We start from the raw sequence: 15,100 nt of genomic DNA on the forward strand, positions 1-15,100 counted from the left end.
ATTCGTACAGGAATACCAGCATGAAATATCACAAGCTCATCGCCGGTGAAACGACCGGCACTTATATCTTGGAATCACCAATCACCGAAGCTGACATCCTGCAGATGGCTCAACAACTCGCAATGAGTCGCTTGTCGAAAGGTCGGGCATTGACTGAGCCTAAGCACGTCTTCAGCCACCTACAAACACTGCTGCAGTACCACGAGCATGAAGTCTTTGCGTTATTGCTGCTCGATACCAAGCACCAGGTGATCGGTTTCCGAGAGCTATTCAGAGGCACCCTTGACGGAGCCAGCGTGCACGCAAGGGAAGTGGTCAAAATCGCCCTGGAACACAACGCTGCCGCGGCGATCCTTGTTCATAAGGTACATAACAATCCCTCCGGTGACCCGGAGCTCAGTCAAACCAATCGCGCACTGACCGCGACCCTCAAAAATGCCCTCAGCATGATTGGCACCCAATTATTGGATCATGTCGTCGTAGGTTATGAAGGCGGCGTATCGCTGGCAGAACGGGGGATTCTGTAGGGGCGCTTTGCCCTTAGCATTTGCTAGGCAAGCCGCTCCTGCAGATGGCAACCGATACGTCCGGGGCCGGACCAACATCACCTCAACTCCAGGAGACTCCCATGGTATCGATAAGCCTCCTGATCGTACTTCTCATCTTCATCGGCGTACTGGTAAGCGCTTCCGCAGTAGTGCTGGCGGTGATCCTGATGCTGCGATTTCCGCCGATTTTGATCGCAGTAGGCCTTGCCTGCCTGCTCTTTCACTGGGTGCTCAAACGCGTCCCAACAATCGGATAAACAACATAAGGCAAACAGGAAGCTGAAGTGCCTCCTGTCTGCCTGAATGCTATTTTCTTTTTTTGGTCCGGACTGTTGAAAGCTTAAGCCCTGGTCGAACTCAGCAGGTCTGCCCCTGCATCCTTCTTCAGCAACTCATACACCACCGTCAGGAACACATCCCGCGTCGCCTCGTCGCTCAGTAGCTTGGTTGCCATGCTGGCATGGCTGCTCATGGCACCGGCAATCGCTTGGATGGCTTTCGTCGGCAGGTCGGCCCTCATGGCCTGATCCATGGTGTTGTTCTGCACCTGAGCCATGACCACTACATCGTCACGAAGCTTTTCGGAGACATGCACAGCGAAAGCCACCTGATCCGTGTCGGTGATGTCCTTGCCGAAGGCGTTGTTGAGCTTTTCGATCAGGTCGGCGAGGTATTTTTTCTCGCGGTCACGCGCGTCGCGCAGGCCGTTATCGGTGATGCCATACAGCTCGGGGGTTTCGCCCACGGCTGAAAGTCCGGTCAGACCTTCACCGTTCTTGATTTTGTAGTGACTGAGTTTGAGATCACCCAGGTCCACCTGTTCGGCACTGATACCCTTCAAACGTTTACGCAGCAGCCGCGCGTAGCTGGCGAACGACTCCAGTGCGGGGTCACCAAATTCCACCAACTGAGCAATGTACTCATAAGTGCGGACGAACTTAGTCAGGCTCTCGCTGAATATCATCAACTCATCACGAGCCATGCAGTACTCCGCCCGTTGCACGTCGGCGTACTCCATCCCCTTTTCATCACCGTTGTCATGGGCGGCCTCCCAGGCCTTTTCCCACTGATCGATAGCATCGTTGAGCGTTTTCAACTTGCCGTTGAAACGGTCAGTGGCGGATTGAGTCAGCGAGTAAAGCTTCTGATGAGTGACGTTACGGTCCACGATGGCCTCGCCAAAAGCATCCACCTCTGCAGCCTCATAGATGAACATGCCATCCAAGCGCTGCTTGATGTCATAGACGATATTTGGGTCCTGAATATCGGCCACTTGAGCATCGCGGTAGAAGGTCTTGAAGGCCGCCAGTATCTCTTCTGCCTCGTTAGCGAAGTCAATGACGTAGGTTTTGTCTTTGCCTGGGAAGGTGCGATTCAACCGCGATAGGGTCTGCACCGCTTCCACGCCAGAGATTTTTTTGTCCAGGTACATCGCCAGCAGCTTGGGCTGGTCGAACCCAGTCTGGTATTTGTTGGCAACGATCATCACCCGGTAGTCCGGGGTATCGAACACTTTGCGCATGTCGCGACCATGCAGACCAGGGTTCAAGCTGGTTTCGCTGAAATGGTGATCACTGGGCAGGCTACCTTCCTGAACATCTGTATTTGGCACCTCGCCGGAGAAAGCCACCATCGCCAGCACATTGTCGTAGCCCTTGCGCTGGCAATAGTCCTGCAGCGCTAGGTGGTACTTCACCGCTGCCGCACGGGAACTGGTCACCAGCATAGCCTTGGCCTGGCCACCCAGCAGGTGTGCCACGTTTTTGCGAAAGTGCTCGACGATCAACTCGACCTTCTGACCCACGTTCACCGGGTTGAGTGACAGCCACCTGGCCAGCGAACGCTTGGCGTTCTTCTCATCTACACGCTTGTCATCAACGAACTCGCTACCGATTTTGAACGCCACGTTGTAACTGGTGTAGTTCTTCAACACATCTAGGATAAAACCCTCCTCGATGGCCTGCTGCATGGTGTAGAGGTGAAACGGTGCCGGTGGATTTTCCTGGCTCACCGGCAGCGCCCTATTACGTGGGCGGCCAAAAAGACTCAGGGTTGAATGCTTGGGCGTGGCGGTGAAGGCAAAGTAGCTGGCATTCCCTGGTCTGCTGCGTGAAGACTGCCAGACCGACAGACGCTGCTCCTTGCTCAGCTTGTCCCACTCTTCCTCACTTTGGCCGGTCAACACATAGCGCAGGTCATCGGCGGTGCTACCACCCATGGAGCTGTGCGCTTCGTCAATAATGATGGCAAATCGACGGTTGCGCAGGCTGGTCTCGCCAAGGATCACTTTCTGTGCGTAGGGAAAGGTCTGCAGTGTGCAGACGATGATCGGCACGCCATCGAGCATCGCTTTGGCCAACTGCTGGCTCTTCGGCAAACTGGATTGCTGACGATCGATGGCGCACACCACTCCTGCCTGGTGCTCGATTTGTTGAATGGCCTCCTGCAGCTGCTGATCCAGCACCTGGCGATCGGTGACCACGATGACGCTGTGAAAGTAGGGTTCGCCATCTGGCCGGCGTACGCGAATCAGTGAATGCGCTGTCCAGGCAATGGTGTTGGTCTTGCCAGAGCCGGCGCTGTGCTGGATCAGATAAGGCTGCCCAGCACCCTCGATGCGAACGGCGTCGATCATTTTGGTTACGCTTTCCCACTGATGGAAACGCGGGAAAATCAGACCTTCCTTGAAGTATGTCTTGCCGTTTACATCCTGGGCCTCCTTACGATCCTGCAGCACAAAGCGATGGAAGATGTGCAGCCAGTTGTCTTTCTGTAGCACCCGCTCCCAGAAATAGCTCACTGGATAGCTGTTGTTGTCGCCGGGCGGGTTGCCTGCAGCGCCATCGTTGCTCCTGTTGAACGGCAGGAAGAAAGTAGAATCACCCGCCAGTTTAGTGGTCATGCGGATGTCGCTATCGCTCATGGCGAAATGCACTACTGCACCACGCCTGAAGGTCAGTAGCGGCTCAAGACCACCGCTCTTGCGCTCGGGCTTGCGATCCATGCGGTACTGCTGCATGGCAGCCTCGACCGATTGAGTGAAGTCAGTCTTCAGCTCCACTGTGGCCACGGGAATACCGTTAATAAAGAAGGCCAGGTCAATCTCATCAGCCTTGTCCAGCGAGTAACGCAGCTGCGGCAACACGCGCAGGCGGTTGGCTTCATAGCGCTGGATCACCGTCTTGTTGCGATCGTCCTCGGGCAGGCCTTGGCTCATCGCCAGCGTGCCTCCACCGGCAACAGCAAAGCCATAACGCAGCACGTTGACTGTGCCGCCCTCGACTTTGTTTTCCAGTTGCTTGACCAACCGATCCAGAACCACATCGCGTGTACCAGCTCCATTCATGGCACGCAGCTTGGCCATCGCATCGGGCTGGCTGTCTTCTAACCAGCCGAGTACATCCTCCGCGAACAGCGCTCGCCCCGCGTCATAATCGGCGGACTTGCCGACCAACCAGCCGCTGGCAGTCAGTTGTTCGACGATGTGGCGTTCGAGTTCGCATTCGTGGTGGATGTGGCTCATCTAAAGTCCCTCTTGATCAAAAAATGCGTCCAGCTCAATTCGCGACGCGATGCGTCGTGTTTTGGAAAATCCAGATAAAGGCGGATGCTACGACCTTGGCTCATACCGTCTCCCGCAGGTCGATCTGGCCGGTGACGGCTGCGGTGATCAGAGCGGAGCGGCGTTCTTTGAGAAGGGTTATGCTGATCTCAACTTTCCGCAAAAGCTCACGCCTGTAGCGCACAAGCGATGCCACTTTTTCTTGCTGCTCCATTGGAGGCACAGGAATCTTCCACTTCAACAAACTGCCTAAATTCAGAGGTCGATTTCGTCCAGCCGACCCTCTTGAGCAATCATTCAGCAAAAAATCCCCATAATGACTCAGAAAAAATGCCAAGAGATACTCTGTCAAGACTTCGCCACTACGCCCTCGAATAATTGGGTAGCGATGAGAAACTACACAAGCATCATGTTCAGCACCAGCCAGTGCAACTGAACCTTCCCATGCAAATTGCCCGCTTAGAATTAGATCCCCGCACTCAACCCAGAAAAAATCTGAGTCCCCCATATCTTCAGCATCGGCTTCTTCTTTCTTAAATATGCCGCGTCCACGGTTATAAAGACCAAGGCGAACATAGCTTTTCTCTTCCTCTTGCTCTGTCGGGCGAGACATCACATCGCAGATATGCTGCAACCTAATCCACCGGCTCTCTTCACACTCAAAAGCCTTGCCAACAGACGACAGTATTTTTTCACGCAGCAGTTCGATAAAGCGGACTTTCTTTTCCACCAACGCGTCGATCCGGGCGGTTTCGCGGTCGAGATGAGTGGCAATGGCTTGCTGCTCCTCAAATCGTGGGAAAGCAACAATGTGAGAGCCCAGCACACTTTTAGTCATGCTCGGCAAAGCGGTGTTTGTTGAGTACATGTCAAAGGGAATAGTTGTTGCGATGTAGTACGAAAACCGCCCATGTGCTCCCGGTTTTATTATCGACCAGTACATGGTGTCTACAGCCCAGAAAGCGCCATTAACATATAGCGGTTTATCAATTGTCCCCTTTCGGCCAAGAAGAACCGACTCCCCTTCGTACATTCGGCTCGAAGAAAACGCGAAAGGGCCGCCCGAGCCGATCACTGGATAGCCGTCATCTGCCTCGACTTCTTTGTAATCCGAGCCATTTTCAATCTGAATGGTTGCCTTGTACGGACCAATAGTCCAATGCTCCGGTACCCGCCCTAACCACTCCACCCCGGAATCCTTGTAAGCCGGGTACGGATTGTAATTACTCACGCCGTCACCTCACCCAATAGCGCTGCAATCTCGGCTTCAACGGCCTTGAGCTCAGCATCAATCTCAGCCAACGCACGCGGCGGCTGGTAAACGTAAAAGTAACGGTTGAAGTTGATCTCGTAACCGACGATGCCGACCAGCCCATCCTTCGCGTCGGTCTTGCTGGTATCGATCCAGGCATCCGGCACATGGGGCAGCACTTCGCGAGCGAAGTAATCGTCGATGGACTGGTTCAGCGGCACGTTCTCGTTCTCACGCAGGTCGCTGTCGGCCTGGACGTTGCCTTTGTCGTCCAGAACCGGCTGGGCGCCGCCATCACGCTCGCCGAAGCAACTCAGCGCGGCTTTCAGTGCGGCCTTGCCGAGTTTCTTGATTCCCGCTGCCTTAAGAAAGGCTGGCAGGTTGTCGAAGCTACCTTCGACCGTGGCGAAAGCTTCGGCTTGATCAGCCCCCCTAGTATTTTGATAAGTCGCGAGCTTGTCCGATGTAACCGAGAAACGCAGGCGCAACGGACGCTCAACGGTAATACGACGGTAGCCGAAGTCGGTAGTGGCAAACACCTTGCTATTCGGCGAGTTTTCACCGGTTTCGTGCAGCTTGGCGATTTCGGCAATCTGCTGTTCAGAGAGAAACTTACGTTTGCTACCCAGGCTTTTACGCATGGGCGCGTGCATGGCTGTGGCGTCGATCAGTTGCACTTGACCTTTGCGCAAGGCGTCCTTGTGGTTGGACAGCACCCAGATGTAGGTGCCGATGCCGGTGTTGTAGAACAAGTCGTTGGGCAGAGCAATGATCGCCTCCAGCCAATCGTTCTCCAAAATCCAGCGGCGGATTTCCGACTCGCCCGAGCCCGCGCCACCGTTGAAAAGTGGTGAACCGGACAACACGATTCCGATGCGACTGCCACCCAGCTCCACCGGCTTTCGCTTGGACAGCAGGTGCATCAAGAACAGCAGCGAACCATCGCCCACCCGTGGCAAGCCAGCACCGAAGCGCCCGGCGAAACCGAGGCTGGTTTGCTCGTCCTGTACCTGCTTCTGCACCTTCTCCCACTTCACCCCGAACGGAGGGTTGGCCAGGCAGTAGTCGAACTGCTCATGGAGCAGCAAGTCGTTGGATAGGGTGTTGCCAAGCTTGATATTTTTGGTGTCATAACCCTGAATCAACTTGTCCGCCACCGAGATGGCGTAGGTTTCCGGATTCAATTCCTGAGCGTAGGGAACCAAGCGGGCATTGGGGTTCCATTCTGCCACCTGCTCGATGGCTGACGACAGGAAGCCGCCGGTGCCGGCGGCGCAGTCATACACAGTACGCACAACGCCATCGCCATTCAGGGCTTGATGATCCGGCGCAAAAATCAGCGTGGTGGCAAGGCGAACCACGTCACGTGGAGTAAAAAACTCACCTGCGGTGTCGTTTGCCGACTCAGCGAACTTGCGGATCAGGTGCTCAAACACCAGCCCCATTTCATGGTTGCTAATGACATTCGGGTGCAGGTCGATGCTAGCGAACTTCTGCGTCACCAGGTACAGCAGGTTTGCTTTCTCCAGTTTTTCCAGCCAGCCATCGAAGGCAAAGCGCTCGAACACTTGACGGGCGTTGGCGGAAAACTTAGCGATGTAGTCCTCTAGGTTGGCGCGGGTGCTGGTGGAGCCAACACTGCCTAGAGCGAACTGCGAGACGTTATAAAAGGTGGCACTAGCGGTGGCCGGCAGAATCAGGTCCATGTCCACACCACTGGCCTGCATGGACTGATATTGGCTGCGTACCTTGTCGCGGGTCGGTTCTAGCACACACTCCAAACGACGCAGGACGGTGAACGGCAAGATGATGCGACCGAACTCCGACTGCTTGAAATCGCCGCGCAGCACGTCGGCCACGCTCCAGATGAATTCGGCTAGGTTTTGCTGGTCCACTCGAGGGAATCCTTGTCTAGGGTGTATCGCAGAGAAGGCTCAGCAAATAAACGAATGACTGCCAATGGCTTCTCTGCGATGCGTTGATTACGAATAGCCGAACCTTAACCGCTTGGGCAAATCAGAGCCAGCAAGATGGTTCTGACCTGCAGACTTTTCAAACAGTTGCTCTGTGAAATCAGCCAGCGTGAAAGGTTCTCGCCCCAGTAGGCCTCATGCGCAGATGCTGGCTGTCCCAGGCTAGGTAGCTCATGGCCTTGATGAACTCTTTCGGAGCTTGGATATCCTTACGAAGGATCACCCTAAACCCGGCTTCGTCACCGTATTTCGCCTTGTCATCGTTGCAACTGTAGTAGTTAGCTATACCAGTTCGTATCCAGACCAGAACTGGGTGATATCGAAGGCAAGCCTGTCTGTTCGCTTGATTGCTTGGAGGTGTCTACAAAACCCCGTGTGATTCAGCGCCTGATCAGGTCTTTGTTGGGATCATTGAATGGCCCATGAAAACCTCCATGGGGGCAATGTCGACGTACTCACCGCCCGAGCAATCTTCAATGTACAGGCCGTCGTCCTCTGCCATTGAGCTGTCCAGCTTTTCCAGACGATCTTCAATTGCGAGGCGTCTCGCTTCGCCTGTCAGATGCTCATACCCCTGCAAGCAGTGGCTGCTTTCCGAGAAGTACTGCAATAGGAACTCGGTATGGCCATCATCGGTAAAACTCGCCAAGTCAAAAGATTCACTGTCGAGCTTTATGTGCACATGACCGTTTCCCACTGAAAGACTGAAATTCGGGAGCACAACCGGGATCCGCTGTAAGCCGAACAATAGTCTTATCAGGCTTTGGCGGACTTGAGCGTCATCTTGGCCACGCGCCAATCTGCGGGTTAGCATTTTCGCGAGCCACTGAATGATCCAGGAGTCATCGGCGGGTATGTGGATTTTGATGTTGCTCATTGAAGCCACCAGTCCGGCTCAACACACATCGTCTTCGTAATCAACTTCAACGATCGCAACCGCCAAGCTCTGGATAATATCGATACCTTCAGGGCACTCTACCAACTCGACCGCGTCGACTGGAGTTGTGAAGCCGTAATCCGCCGTGACACGCCATACGAGAGGTCCAGCCGGGGTAGTCCCTGTAAACAAGGTCGCATAGGTTTCACCATCCCCATTGAATCCGGGAGCCTCCGCCAGGTTAAGTGAGGACTGAACAATCGAATCTCCAGAGATGGTTACCTTCTCGCCTGAAAGCTCGTAAATCACATCCCGAGTCACTTCAATCACTGATGCCATGGTGCCCTCCTAGTAAAAGGGCACCACTGTAGTGGCAATCAGCCGGTCAGGAAATAGGACATTCGCTCAGAAGTGGGGAATAGCTATCGACTGATCGATAACAATCAAGCAGTTGTCCGTCGAACGCGACCTGTACGTAAGGTACGTGCCCCTGCCGGCTTGATACGTAGATGTTGAGTGTCTTTGGTGAGGTAGTGCATGGCCTTGATTACCTTGCCGCACGCCTGAGTGTCAGCACGCCTGATAGTCCCGATACCGACCTCTTCACCGTAACGGTCCTTGTCATCGTTGCAGCTGTAGCAGTACCCATGCCCACGGCTGATCCGCTCCCACAGCTCACCAATGTCCCTCGCTTTATTAAAGTCGCTACGTACCTCAGCACCATTGAAGAAGAAGGCTGCATGGATGTGGAACCCCTTGTCCTCTCCTTGCTCGACTGAACAGATATAGCCCGTCTCGTGCTTGAAGATTGAATTACGCTCCCTCGCTCGGACCAGCATATCCAGGTCCTCAAACACATGCTCGATAAGCAGACGTGCCCGTGCTATTGCTCGGTAGTGCAGATCCACCCGCACCACAACCGTGCGGGAATAGCGATCCAGCACCCGCCCCACGTACTCAGTAAGCTTGGCCCGCTTCTGGCTGGCCTCATAGAGACGGTCATTCTCCTTACGCTTGAACTTCTTGCTTCGGACTATCTGACGAATCCGAGCGACCAGCACGTTCATGGCGTGATGGTAATCCAAGTATCCCGTCCCTTGCTCATTCAGGCAGATCAGGCTTGCAGAACTACGCTCTAGGCCAATGTCCTGACAGGCTTGCCAGAAGGCTCGCAGGTGCTCGCTGTAGACGTAGGCTTCATCATCATAGAAGAGATCAAGCATCTGCTGCATGGAGTCGAAATATTTGGAGAGCCAGGTCTCCTGCACCCGCTCGTATCCCGATGGAGACTGGATGATCTCGAAGGCAGGTCTGTCAGTACGCTCAATGGACTGAACGAGTCGCTCGATCAGGATCGAGGCTTGAGACTGGGATACGCGAGTGTAGGAGGTAGGGTTGAGTGAGTGCATGGTTGAGTACCTGGTTGGGTGATGAACACACCAAGTACTCACTGAGTAATTTTTTACAGCTGAGACGCTCTCTGCTTGAGACTATTGGAAAGTAGTAGTTGATTGGATATAGCTATATGGCTATATCAATAAAACCAGCTTCATCAAGGAAGACACTGCCCAGCGAAGCGGGGCAATAAAAGGCGACATTGCCCCGCCTATCGATACTTTTTGCTATGAGCCTACTGCGGGAGTTGTCTGAGGTGTCGCCACGACAACCGGCTGACGCGGCATAAAGCGCCATGGCTGGGGAAGCCCCTGCCATGGCGTATTGAGAGTGTTTGGAACAGGCATCTATAGCTCACCTGATGCCTACGAGTCACGGCTATTCCTCGGCCAAGTCGCGTGCCTCAATCCTAGCCAGAATCCAGTCGTGAACTTCACTTTCCACCCATGCAACGCACCGATCCCCCAGTGAGACCGGCTTGGGAAAGCTGCCTTCCCCGATATACTTGTAGATGGTCGACCGTGCCAGACCGGTCGAGTTGATGACTTCTTTCAAGCGGATGATCCTCATGAACGGGCTCCTCTCGTATCGTTCAGAGGATTGGGATGGAATGTAAAAAAGTACCTATGAGATGGTGACCTCACTGCTTGGCCGGGTCAGCAAACCGCAGCGGTATCGCTCCTCAAGAAGAATCTCAGCCTCGTATGAGAAGTACAGGGGTGTCATCTTTTCGTCAGCACCCGGCTCAATGATTATGTTGCTACGCCCGCCCTCTGGAAATTTGGGCATGGAAAGGAGCGCGATAGGGGCATAGCAAGAGCTCAACGGCCTTGGAATAATTACGTAATCCATTGACTCAAATGGAACGCCGGGGGCATGGACAAGCTGTTCTTTGATCGCTGCGGCCAAGTCATACGCGCCGCGAAATAGCCCACCGAGCAGAATGTCGGCAGGACTACCTTCCGAGCCTATTGGCAGAGATAAAGGACGTAAATTCTCACTGATCAGCTCATGTAATCGTGGATCTTGATCTTGAAGCTGGACGCCAACGGGCTCATTTTTAGGGAGACGAACTAGTTCAGACCAAAACGTGGAAAGCAGGTAGGCGGCGCAGGTCTCTAACATGGACTGTAACAGCTGAAAGAAAGCACGACGCTGCCCCTTCAAAAACCTGATGACCTGCATATATCGTGGATCATCGACCGCTCCCTTCCAAACATCCTCATAGACGGCAAAAGCATGCAAAACCTTGGAGCAAGACGTGATGCCCTTCGGGCAGGCCAGAACTGACGTGGGAATTACTTCTTGTGATAGCTCAGCGTGGTTCAGATTGAGGAAATAGATACCTTTAATTTTTGAAAAAAAAACCGCACTGGTTGCGCCTGGCACGTAGGCTCTTATCAACCCCTGATCGATCAACCGCCCAACTCTGTGCTTCAATTGTTCCTTATTGAGCCCCGTGAGCTTACAGAGCGTCGCGAAGCCCAGATCGTTGATCACCCCGAAACGGTCAGCGCGGCACAACAACAAACTCAGCAACAGTCGATTCACGACAGTGAGCCGACCAGGCTGCTTTTTACTCCGTAGGTCGGTCAGCAGACCCATCTCCTCGCTCTGCTCTTCATGTTTTTCGCTTGCTCGGCAGACCTTCTTGCTTTCGTGCCTCAGCAAACTGCCGACAGCTACCTCATGCTGCGTTTCTGTAAACGCGGTAATGCTTTCGAGCGTCTTGTAAAAATCCTCTTTGAGTTGGTAGCACCTTTTTGGTCGCCCTTTGCCCTCGGGAGTGGACGAAAAGGTCATTACATCGAGCGCCACCAAAGTGGTCAGTGCTTCTGACACCTGGCGATCTGAGAGCCCAAACTGCTTTGCCAAAGCCTTCACACCAAGGTCGACCGGCTCAGCTATTCCGAAGCGCTGAATGAAGCGCACCAGGAAATATTTCCCCTCTGGTTTGAGCCCTTTCACTTCACAAAATAATGCGGATAAAAACACGCTGATACCACCATAGCCCTGGCAATAGGCGACTATTATATCGCAATATTTACAGTCTGTTTTTATACTTAATCGTGATGCAGTCACGTGATGTGTTCACGTGATGTAAAACGTGACCAATCACAAGGTATAATTCTGCAAACTGGCATCAACAATTTGGGGGGAGGAAGGGGTATGAATCAGAGGTCGCCTGGACTTACATGGCTAGATCGCAATGATCACAAGCAGCAGAAATGGGCTCACAAATATCTGCAAAAGAAAGGCGAGATAGATCAGAAATATGATTCCTCAAGCCTCGATGAGCTCCTTCGGATCGGCGAGGTGCTAGAGAGCACGAGAGAGGGCATATTAATCCTCGGCCGGATGAGGGAGACATGGAGGCAGGCTAAATGCAACGCATCAGACAAAGACAAGGGCCGGAAGACCTATGCGTTCAAGCTCAACATCGAGGTAAAAAAAGATCTGACGTGGCTAGCCAAGAAAAAAAATGTCACTGCAGCCGCCCTGCTCAGCAGGCTGATCTCTGGAGAGCTGGATGCTCATGTCAGATTTGAGACGGAACTCAATGAGGAAAAAAAGACGCATAAAGAGCTGCTGAGAAACTCAAGAAATAACACTGCCCAACACAGAGAGACCAACAGAATCCTGAGGGAGCTGCTGGACGTCAGCATTGCACGACTGTGTCGATCGGAGATCCTGCTGGAAGATGCCGCGCTCTCGACAGAGAGCATCACAGAGGATCAGCAGCGCAGGATCGACAAACGGTGCAAGCAGATAATGGTCGATGCCGAAGCAGTCGTAAAAGGTCAGAGCGCCCTGCTCCCCGGAGAACTCTTTCATCACGTCAGATCAGGAAGCGATTCCACTCAGGCACTAAAAGAGGCAGCAACGGAGAGCCCGTCTTGCTCGAATAATTCTCCGGTAGGCAATCAATCAAGCTCAACTGAAGATACGTTTAGGATTGACTCGGAGCGCCTGCCGCTGCCAGAAGATCATTCGGAACCCAGCCTTGTGCCCGTAGCTGAGCCTCATGGTCCGGGAACGAATAATCACACTGGTCTACGCACAAAGGAGCTTCCGGAAGAGAAGAACTCTGTCTCCCTTGAAAAAAATGCGACCGGCCTTGAGTCTCGATCAGCACCACAACGCCTGCCAGACAGTGCCACCACTGATGTAGCCAGTAGATCTAGCAAAATCACTCTTCAAAGAAAGAAGCACTCCGTTATCCGAGGCCCCCAGGGAATTCTCGAAAAGGACTAAGCTTTTCACCTTGAGACAGGCATAGGGCGACCTTAGTGCGGTATAGACACGAAAACGGCAGGGGCATCCGCAAGCGCCTATTCTCCCTTGATACCTCAGCTCAAAAATTGCCGTGGTCGCTGCCAGCGCCATCCATATAAAGCCCTTACTGACGAATCTCAGCTGACGGTATTCCAAATGGTATTCCAAGGAATAATTTAACCAGTATTTTTTATTATAAATCAATATCTTGCATAATCAGTTCAGATTACCCCGGCCCACCAAATACGAAGCAAAACAAAACCCGCCAAGTGCGGGTTTTGTTGCATCTGGGCTACCCGATGCTGCTGAGGATCGTTGTGGCGTTCATGTCCGCTTCAGCAATTTTTCAGCGATACACCTCTCCGGCTTTCTGCCAAAACCCAAATCACTATTTTTCAAGACCGTCTTGCATCTGGAATGGGATGCGCTCCCAGGGTCGTCATCATGAAGGCCTATGATCGCCTTCGAAGCGTTATCAGCATCCTCAAGGTTCTTAGGTAAACCCAAAACCGTCGGCCGCTAATAATACGCACTCTTAAAAACATAATTTTTTTTCTGAAGCCGAAGCTCTTTCGTCTCCCCTTGCGCGCCTGATTTTTAAACTTGGCTATAACTGAGGAGACGCCCCGATTTCCCTGAATTAATGACGTGGCAAGCGCTGACACCTTTACTCTCAGGAAATGGAATCCCATGCTTTTGCCAATCCCGCAACACATCACAGTAATTTCTCCACATTTGGATGATGCTGTCTTCAGTTGCGGCTGCCTGTTGGCTGAGAGTCGGGACGCTCTTGTCATTACAGTATTCGCTGGCGTGCCTGATCCTGAAGTCGCGACGCCTGCATGGGACAGAGCAACAGGTTTTAGTAGTGGGTATCAGGCCGTGCTTGCGCGACGTGATGAAGATACGGAGTCGATGCGCAGACTGGGTGCTAAAGGCACATGGCTCAGCTTCTGGGATCGTCAGTACGGTCGCGGTTATCAAACGACTGACCTCGTACCGGCGCTAAAAACAATCCTTGAGCAAAGGGGCGGAACCGTTCTCATGCCTATGGGACTTTTCCACCCGGACCATCTGCTGACGAGCAACGCTTGCCTGGCGGTGCGCGAAGCTTTTCTTCTTGCGCAACAGAACAAAGAGGATGGAGCCACTGACCGCCCAATGAACTGGTTCGTCTATGAAGAGGCTATCTATCGGCAACTTCCGGGGCTGGTCCTGACTCGACTCACAGCCTGGAAGGAGGCTGGACTAAAAATGTGTGCCGTTCGTTTTCCCACCTCAAGCGCAAAAAAGAAAGCCTACGCTGTAGGCGCATATAAGAGTCAACTTCCGCTATTCGGAGCCGCTAAACGCGCCGATATGGGCTCTCCTGAACGCTATTGGCAGCTTGATACTGAGTAGCCGTTGCAGGGTGGCCATGGCCGCATCTGATGCTGTTTGAAGCGTCTTTTAAACAAGAATTCTCGCATTGATCCTACAGACGCTCCGGTTTTCGGAGATGTTTCCGACAAGTCGCGGCGGTTGTTGGGTAGGAAGCGGAGTCGATAGGCTTTGTCGGTCGCTGCGCATCAGCGACCGGGCCTGGAAACCCGAGGTAGGAGCTATTCAGTAGTTCATACGAGATACGGAGCTTCCCAATGTCGAAAGAAAAACCACCTTCGCCGCCTGCCGACGACGTCTCCCCCTACGAATCCGCCGACTCCAAAAAATTCAACGACGCCGCTGAACGAGCGCTGGATCACTACCTCAACCCCGCCGCCCTCAAATCACCGGTTAACCGCAAAGCCAGCACGATGTTTCTCATTGCGCCGGATATCAAAGACGAAGACCTGCTGGCCCACACCTGCGAGTCATTGGCTCAGGCCAGTGTCATGGCCAGTGACTTCGCCGGATATCTGGAAGGCCCGCACCGACACACGGCAATGGCGATTCAGCAAATAGTGATGCTGGCCGAGCTGGCGGTGAACCGAATGCTCGATAACGTCGAATTGCCAAAACCCGCGCCACACCGCTAATCCCCTGTGGGAGCGAGCCTGCTCGCGATGGCGGCCTGACAGTCACCTTATGTATTGACTGACCCACCGCTATCGCGGGCAAGCCCGCTCCCACACTCGATCTTTGTCGTACACAGATTTTGCATTCACTGGAGATCCCCTGTGGGAGCGGGCTTGCCCGCGATGGCGGTGGGTCAGAGAACATTTACATCGACTGACCCAC

At 53.4% G+C, this 15,100-nt stretch carries 13 protein-coding genes; 5 read left to right on the top strand and 8 right to left on the bottom strand.

Going from position 1 to position 15,100, the window contains the following annotated elements:
• Positions 1-20: 20 nt before the first annotated feature.
• Complete coding sequence (locus tag BLQ41_RS00865; RefSeq protein ID WP_090175720.1) at positions 21-527, top strand: JAB domain-containing protein; 507 nt, start codon at positions 21-23, stop codon at positions 525-527.
• A 101-nt stretch (positions 528-628) separates the two neighbouring features.
• A complete protein-coding gene (locus BLQ41_RS30610) occupies positions 629-805 on the top strand; it encodes a hypothetical protein (protein ID WP_167360465.1) in 177 nt (58 codons plus the stop codon).
• Positions 806-888: 83 nt separating this feature from the next.
• On the opposite strand, the gene BLQ41_RS00870 is transcribed toward BLQ41_RS30610, so the two are convergent.
• The 8 genes from BLQ41_RS00870 to BLQ41_RS00905 form a co-directional block, all read right to left on the bottom strand.
• Positions 889-4,071 (bottom strand): type I restriction endonuclease subunit R, encoded by a 3,183-nt coding sequence (locus tag BLQ41_RS00870; protein WP_090175722.1) that lies wholly within the window; start codon positions 4,069-4,071, stop codon positions 889-891.
• A gap of 100 nt (positions 4,072-4,171) precedes the next feature.
• Positions 4,172-5,341 (bottom strand): restriction endonuclease subunit S, encoded by a 1,170-nt coding sequence (locus BLQ41_RS00875; RefSeq protein ID WP_090175725.1) that lies wholly within the window; start codon positions 5,339-5,341, stop codon positions 4,172-4,174.
• On the bottom strand, positions 5,338-7,257 hold the full coding sequence (locus BLQ41_RS00880; RefSeq protein WP_090175727.1) for a type I restriction-modification system subunit M: 1,920 nt from the start codon (positions 7,255-7,257) through the stop codon (positions 5,338-5,340). Before BLQ41_RS00880 ends, BLQ41_RS00875 begins: the two co-directional genes overlap by 4 nt.
• Before the next feature lie 469 nt (positions 7,258-7,726).
• A complete protein-coding gene (locus BLQ41_RS00885; protein ID WP_090175729.1) occupies positions 7,727-8,212 on the bottom strand; it encodes a hypothetical protein in 486 nt (161 codons plus the stop codon).
• Between the two features lie 18 nt (positions 8,213-8,230).
• Positions 8,231-8,551: a hypothetical protein gene (locus BLQ41_RS00890; RefSeq protein WP_090175731.1), complete on the bottom strand. Its 321-nt coding sequence runs from the start codon at positions 8,549-8,551 to the stop codon at positions 8,231-8,233.
• Between the two features lie 104 nt (positions 8,552-8,655).
• On the bottom strand, positions 8,656-9,621 hold the full coding sequence (locus tag BLQ41_RS00895; RefSeq protein ID WP_090175734.1) for a YagK/YfjJ domain-containing protein: 966 nt from the start codon (positions 9,619-9,621) through the stop codon (positions 8,656-8,658).
• 364 nt (positions 9,622-9,985) lie between these two features.
• Positions 9,986-10,177 (bottom strand): helix-turn-helix transcriptional regulator, encoded by a 192-nt coding sequence (locus tag BLQ41_RS00900; protein WP_090175737.1) that lies wholly within the window; start codon positions 10,175-10,177, stop codon positions 9,986-9,988.
• A gap of 54 nt (positions 10,178-10,231) precedes the next feature.
• Positions 10,232-11,602, bottom strand: coding sequence for a hypothetical protein (locus BLQ41_RS00905; protein WP_090175740.1), 1,371 nt, complete (start codon positions 11,600-11,602; stop codon positions 10,232-10,234).
• A gap of 174 nt (positions 11,603-11,776) precedes the next feature.
• On the opposite strand from BLQ41_RS00905, the gene BLQ41_RS00910 reads away from it, so the two are divergent.
• The 3 genes from BLQ41_RS00910 to BLQ41_RS00920 all read left to right on the top strand — a co-directional run bounded on the left by BLQ41_RS00910 (position 11,777) and on the right by BLQ41_RS00920 (position 14,898).
• A complete protein-coding gene (locus BLQ41_RS00910; RefSeq protein WP_090175743.1) occupies positions 11,777-12,862 on the top strand; it encodes a hypothetical protein in 1,086 nt (361 codons plus the stop codon).
• Positions 12,863-13,573: 711 nt separating this feature from the next.
• A complete protein-coding gene (locus BLQ41_RS00915) occupies positions 13,574-14,284 on the top strand; it encodes a PIG-L family deacetylase (protein WP_090175745.1) in 711 nt (236 codons plus the stop codon).
• A 236-nt stretch (positions 14,285-14,520) separates the two neighbouring features.
• Positions 14,521-14,898: a DUF6124 family protein gene (locus BLQ41_RS00920; RefSeq protein ID WP_090175748.1), complete on the top strand. Its 378-nt coding sequence runs from the start codon at positions 14,521-14,523 to the stop codon at positions 14,896-14,898.
• Positions 14,899-15,100 lie beyond the last annotated feature (202 nt).

It is taken from the genome of Pseudomonas arsenicoxydans, from assembly GCF_900103875.1.
Lineage (GTDB): Bacteria > Pseudomonadota > Gammaproteobacteria > Pseudomonadales > Pseudomonadaceae > Aquipseudomonas > Aquipseudomonas arsenicoxydans.

What these genes read in the sequence shown, in the direction of transcription:
- BLQ41_RS00865 (WP_090175720.1), top strand. Translation starts at nt 21, where the DNA reads ATGAAATATCACAAGCTCATCGCCGGTGAAACGACCGGCACTTATATC.
- BLQ41_RS30610 (WP_167360465.1), top strand. Translation starts at nt 629, where the DNA reads ATGGTATCGATAAGCCTCCTGATCGTACTTCTCATCTTCATCGGCGTA.
- BLQ41_RS00870 (WP_090175722.1), bottom strand. Translation starts at nt 4,071, where the DNA reads ATGAGCCACATCCACCACGAATGCGAACTCGAACGCCACATCGTCGAA.
- BLQ41_RS00885 (WP_090175729.1), bottom strand. Translation starts at nt 8,212, where the DNA reads ATGAGCAACATCAAAATCCACATACCCGCCGATGACTCCTGGATCATT.
- BLQ41_RS00890 (WP_090175731.1), bottom strand. Translation starts at nt 8,551, where the DNA reads ATGGCATCAGTGATTGAAGTGACTCGGGATGTGATTTACGAGCTTTCA.
- BLQ41_RS00895 (WP_090175734.1), bottom strand. Translation starts at nt 9,621, where the DNA reads ATGCACTCACTCAACCCTACCTCCTACACTCGCGTATCCCAGTCTCAA.
- BLQ41_RS00900 (WP_090175737.1), bottom strand. Translation starts at nt 10,177, where the DNA reads ATGAGGATCATCCGCTTGAAAGAAGTCATCAACTCGACCGGTCTGGCA.
- BLQ41_RS00910 (WP_090175743.1), top strand. Translation starts at nt 11,777, where the DNA reads ATGAATCAGAGGTCGCCTGGACTTACATGGCTAGATCGCAATGATCAC.
- BLQ41_RS00915 (WP_090175745.1), top strand. Translation starts at nt 13,574, where the DNA reads ATGCTTTTGCCAATCCCGCAACACATCACAGTAATTTCTCCACATTTG.
- BLQ41_RS00920 (WP_090175748.1), top strand. Translation starts at nt 14,521, where the DNA reads ATGTCGAAAGAAAAACCACCTTCGCCGCCTGCCGACGACGTCTCCCCC.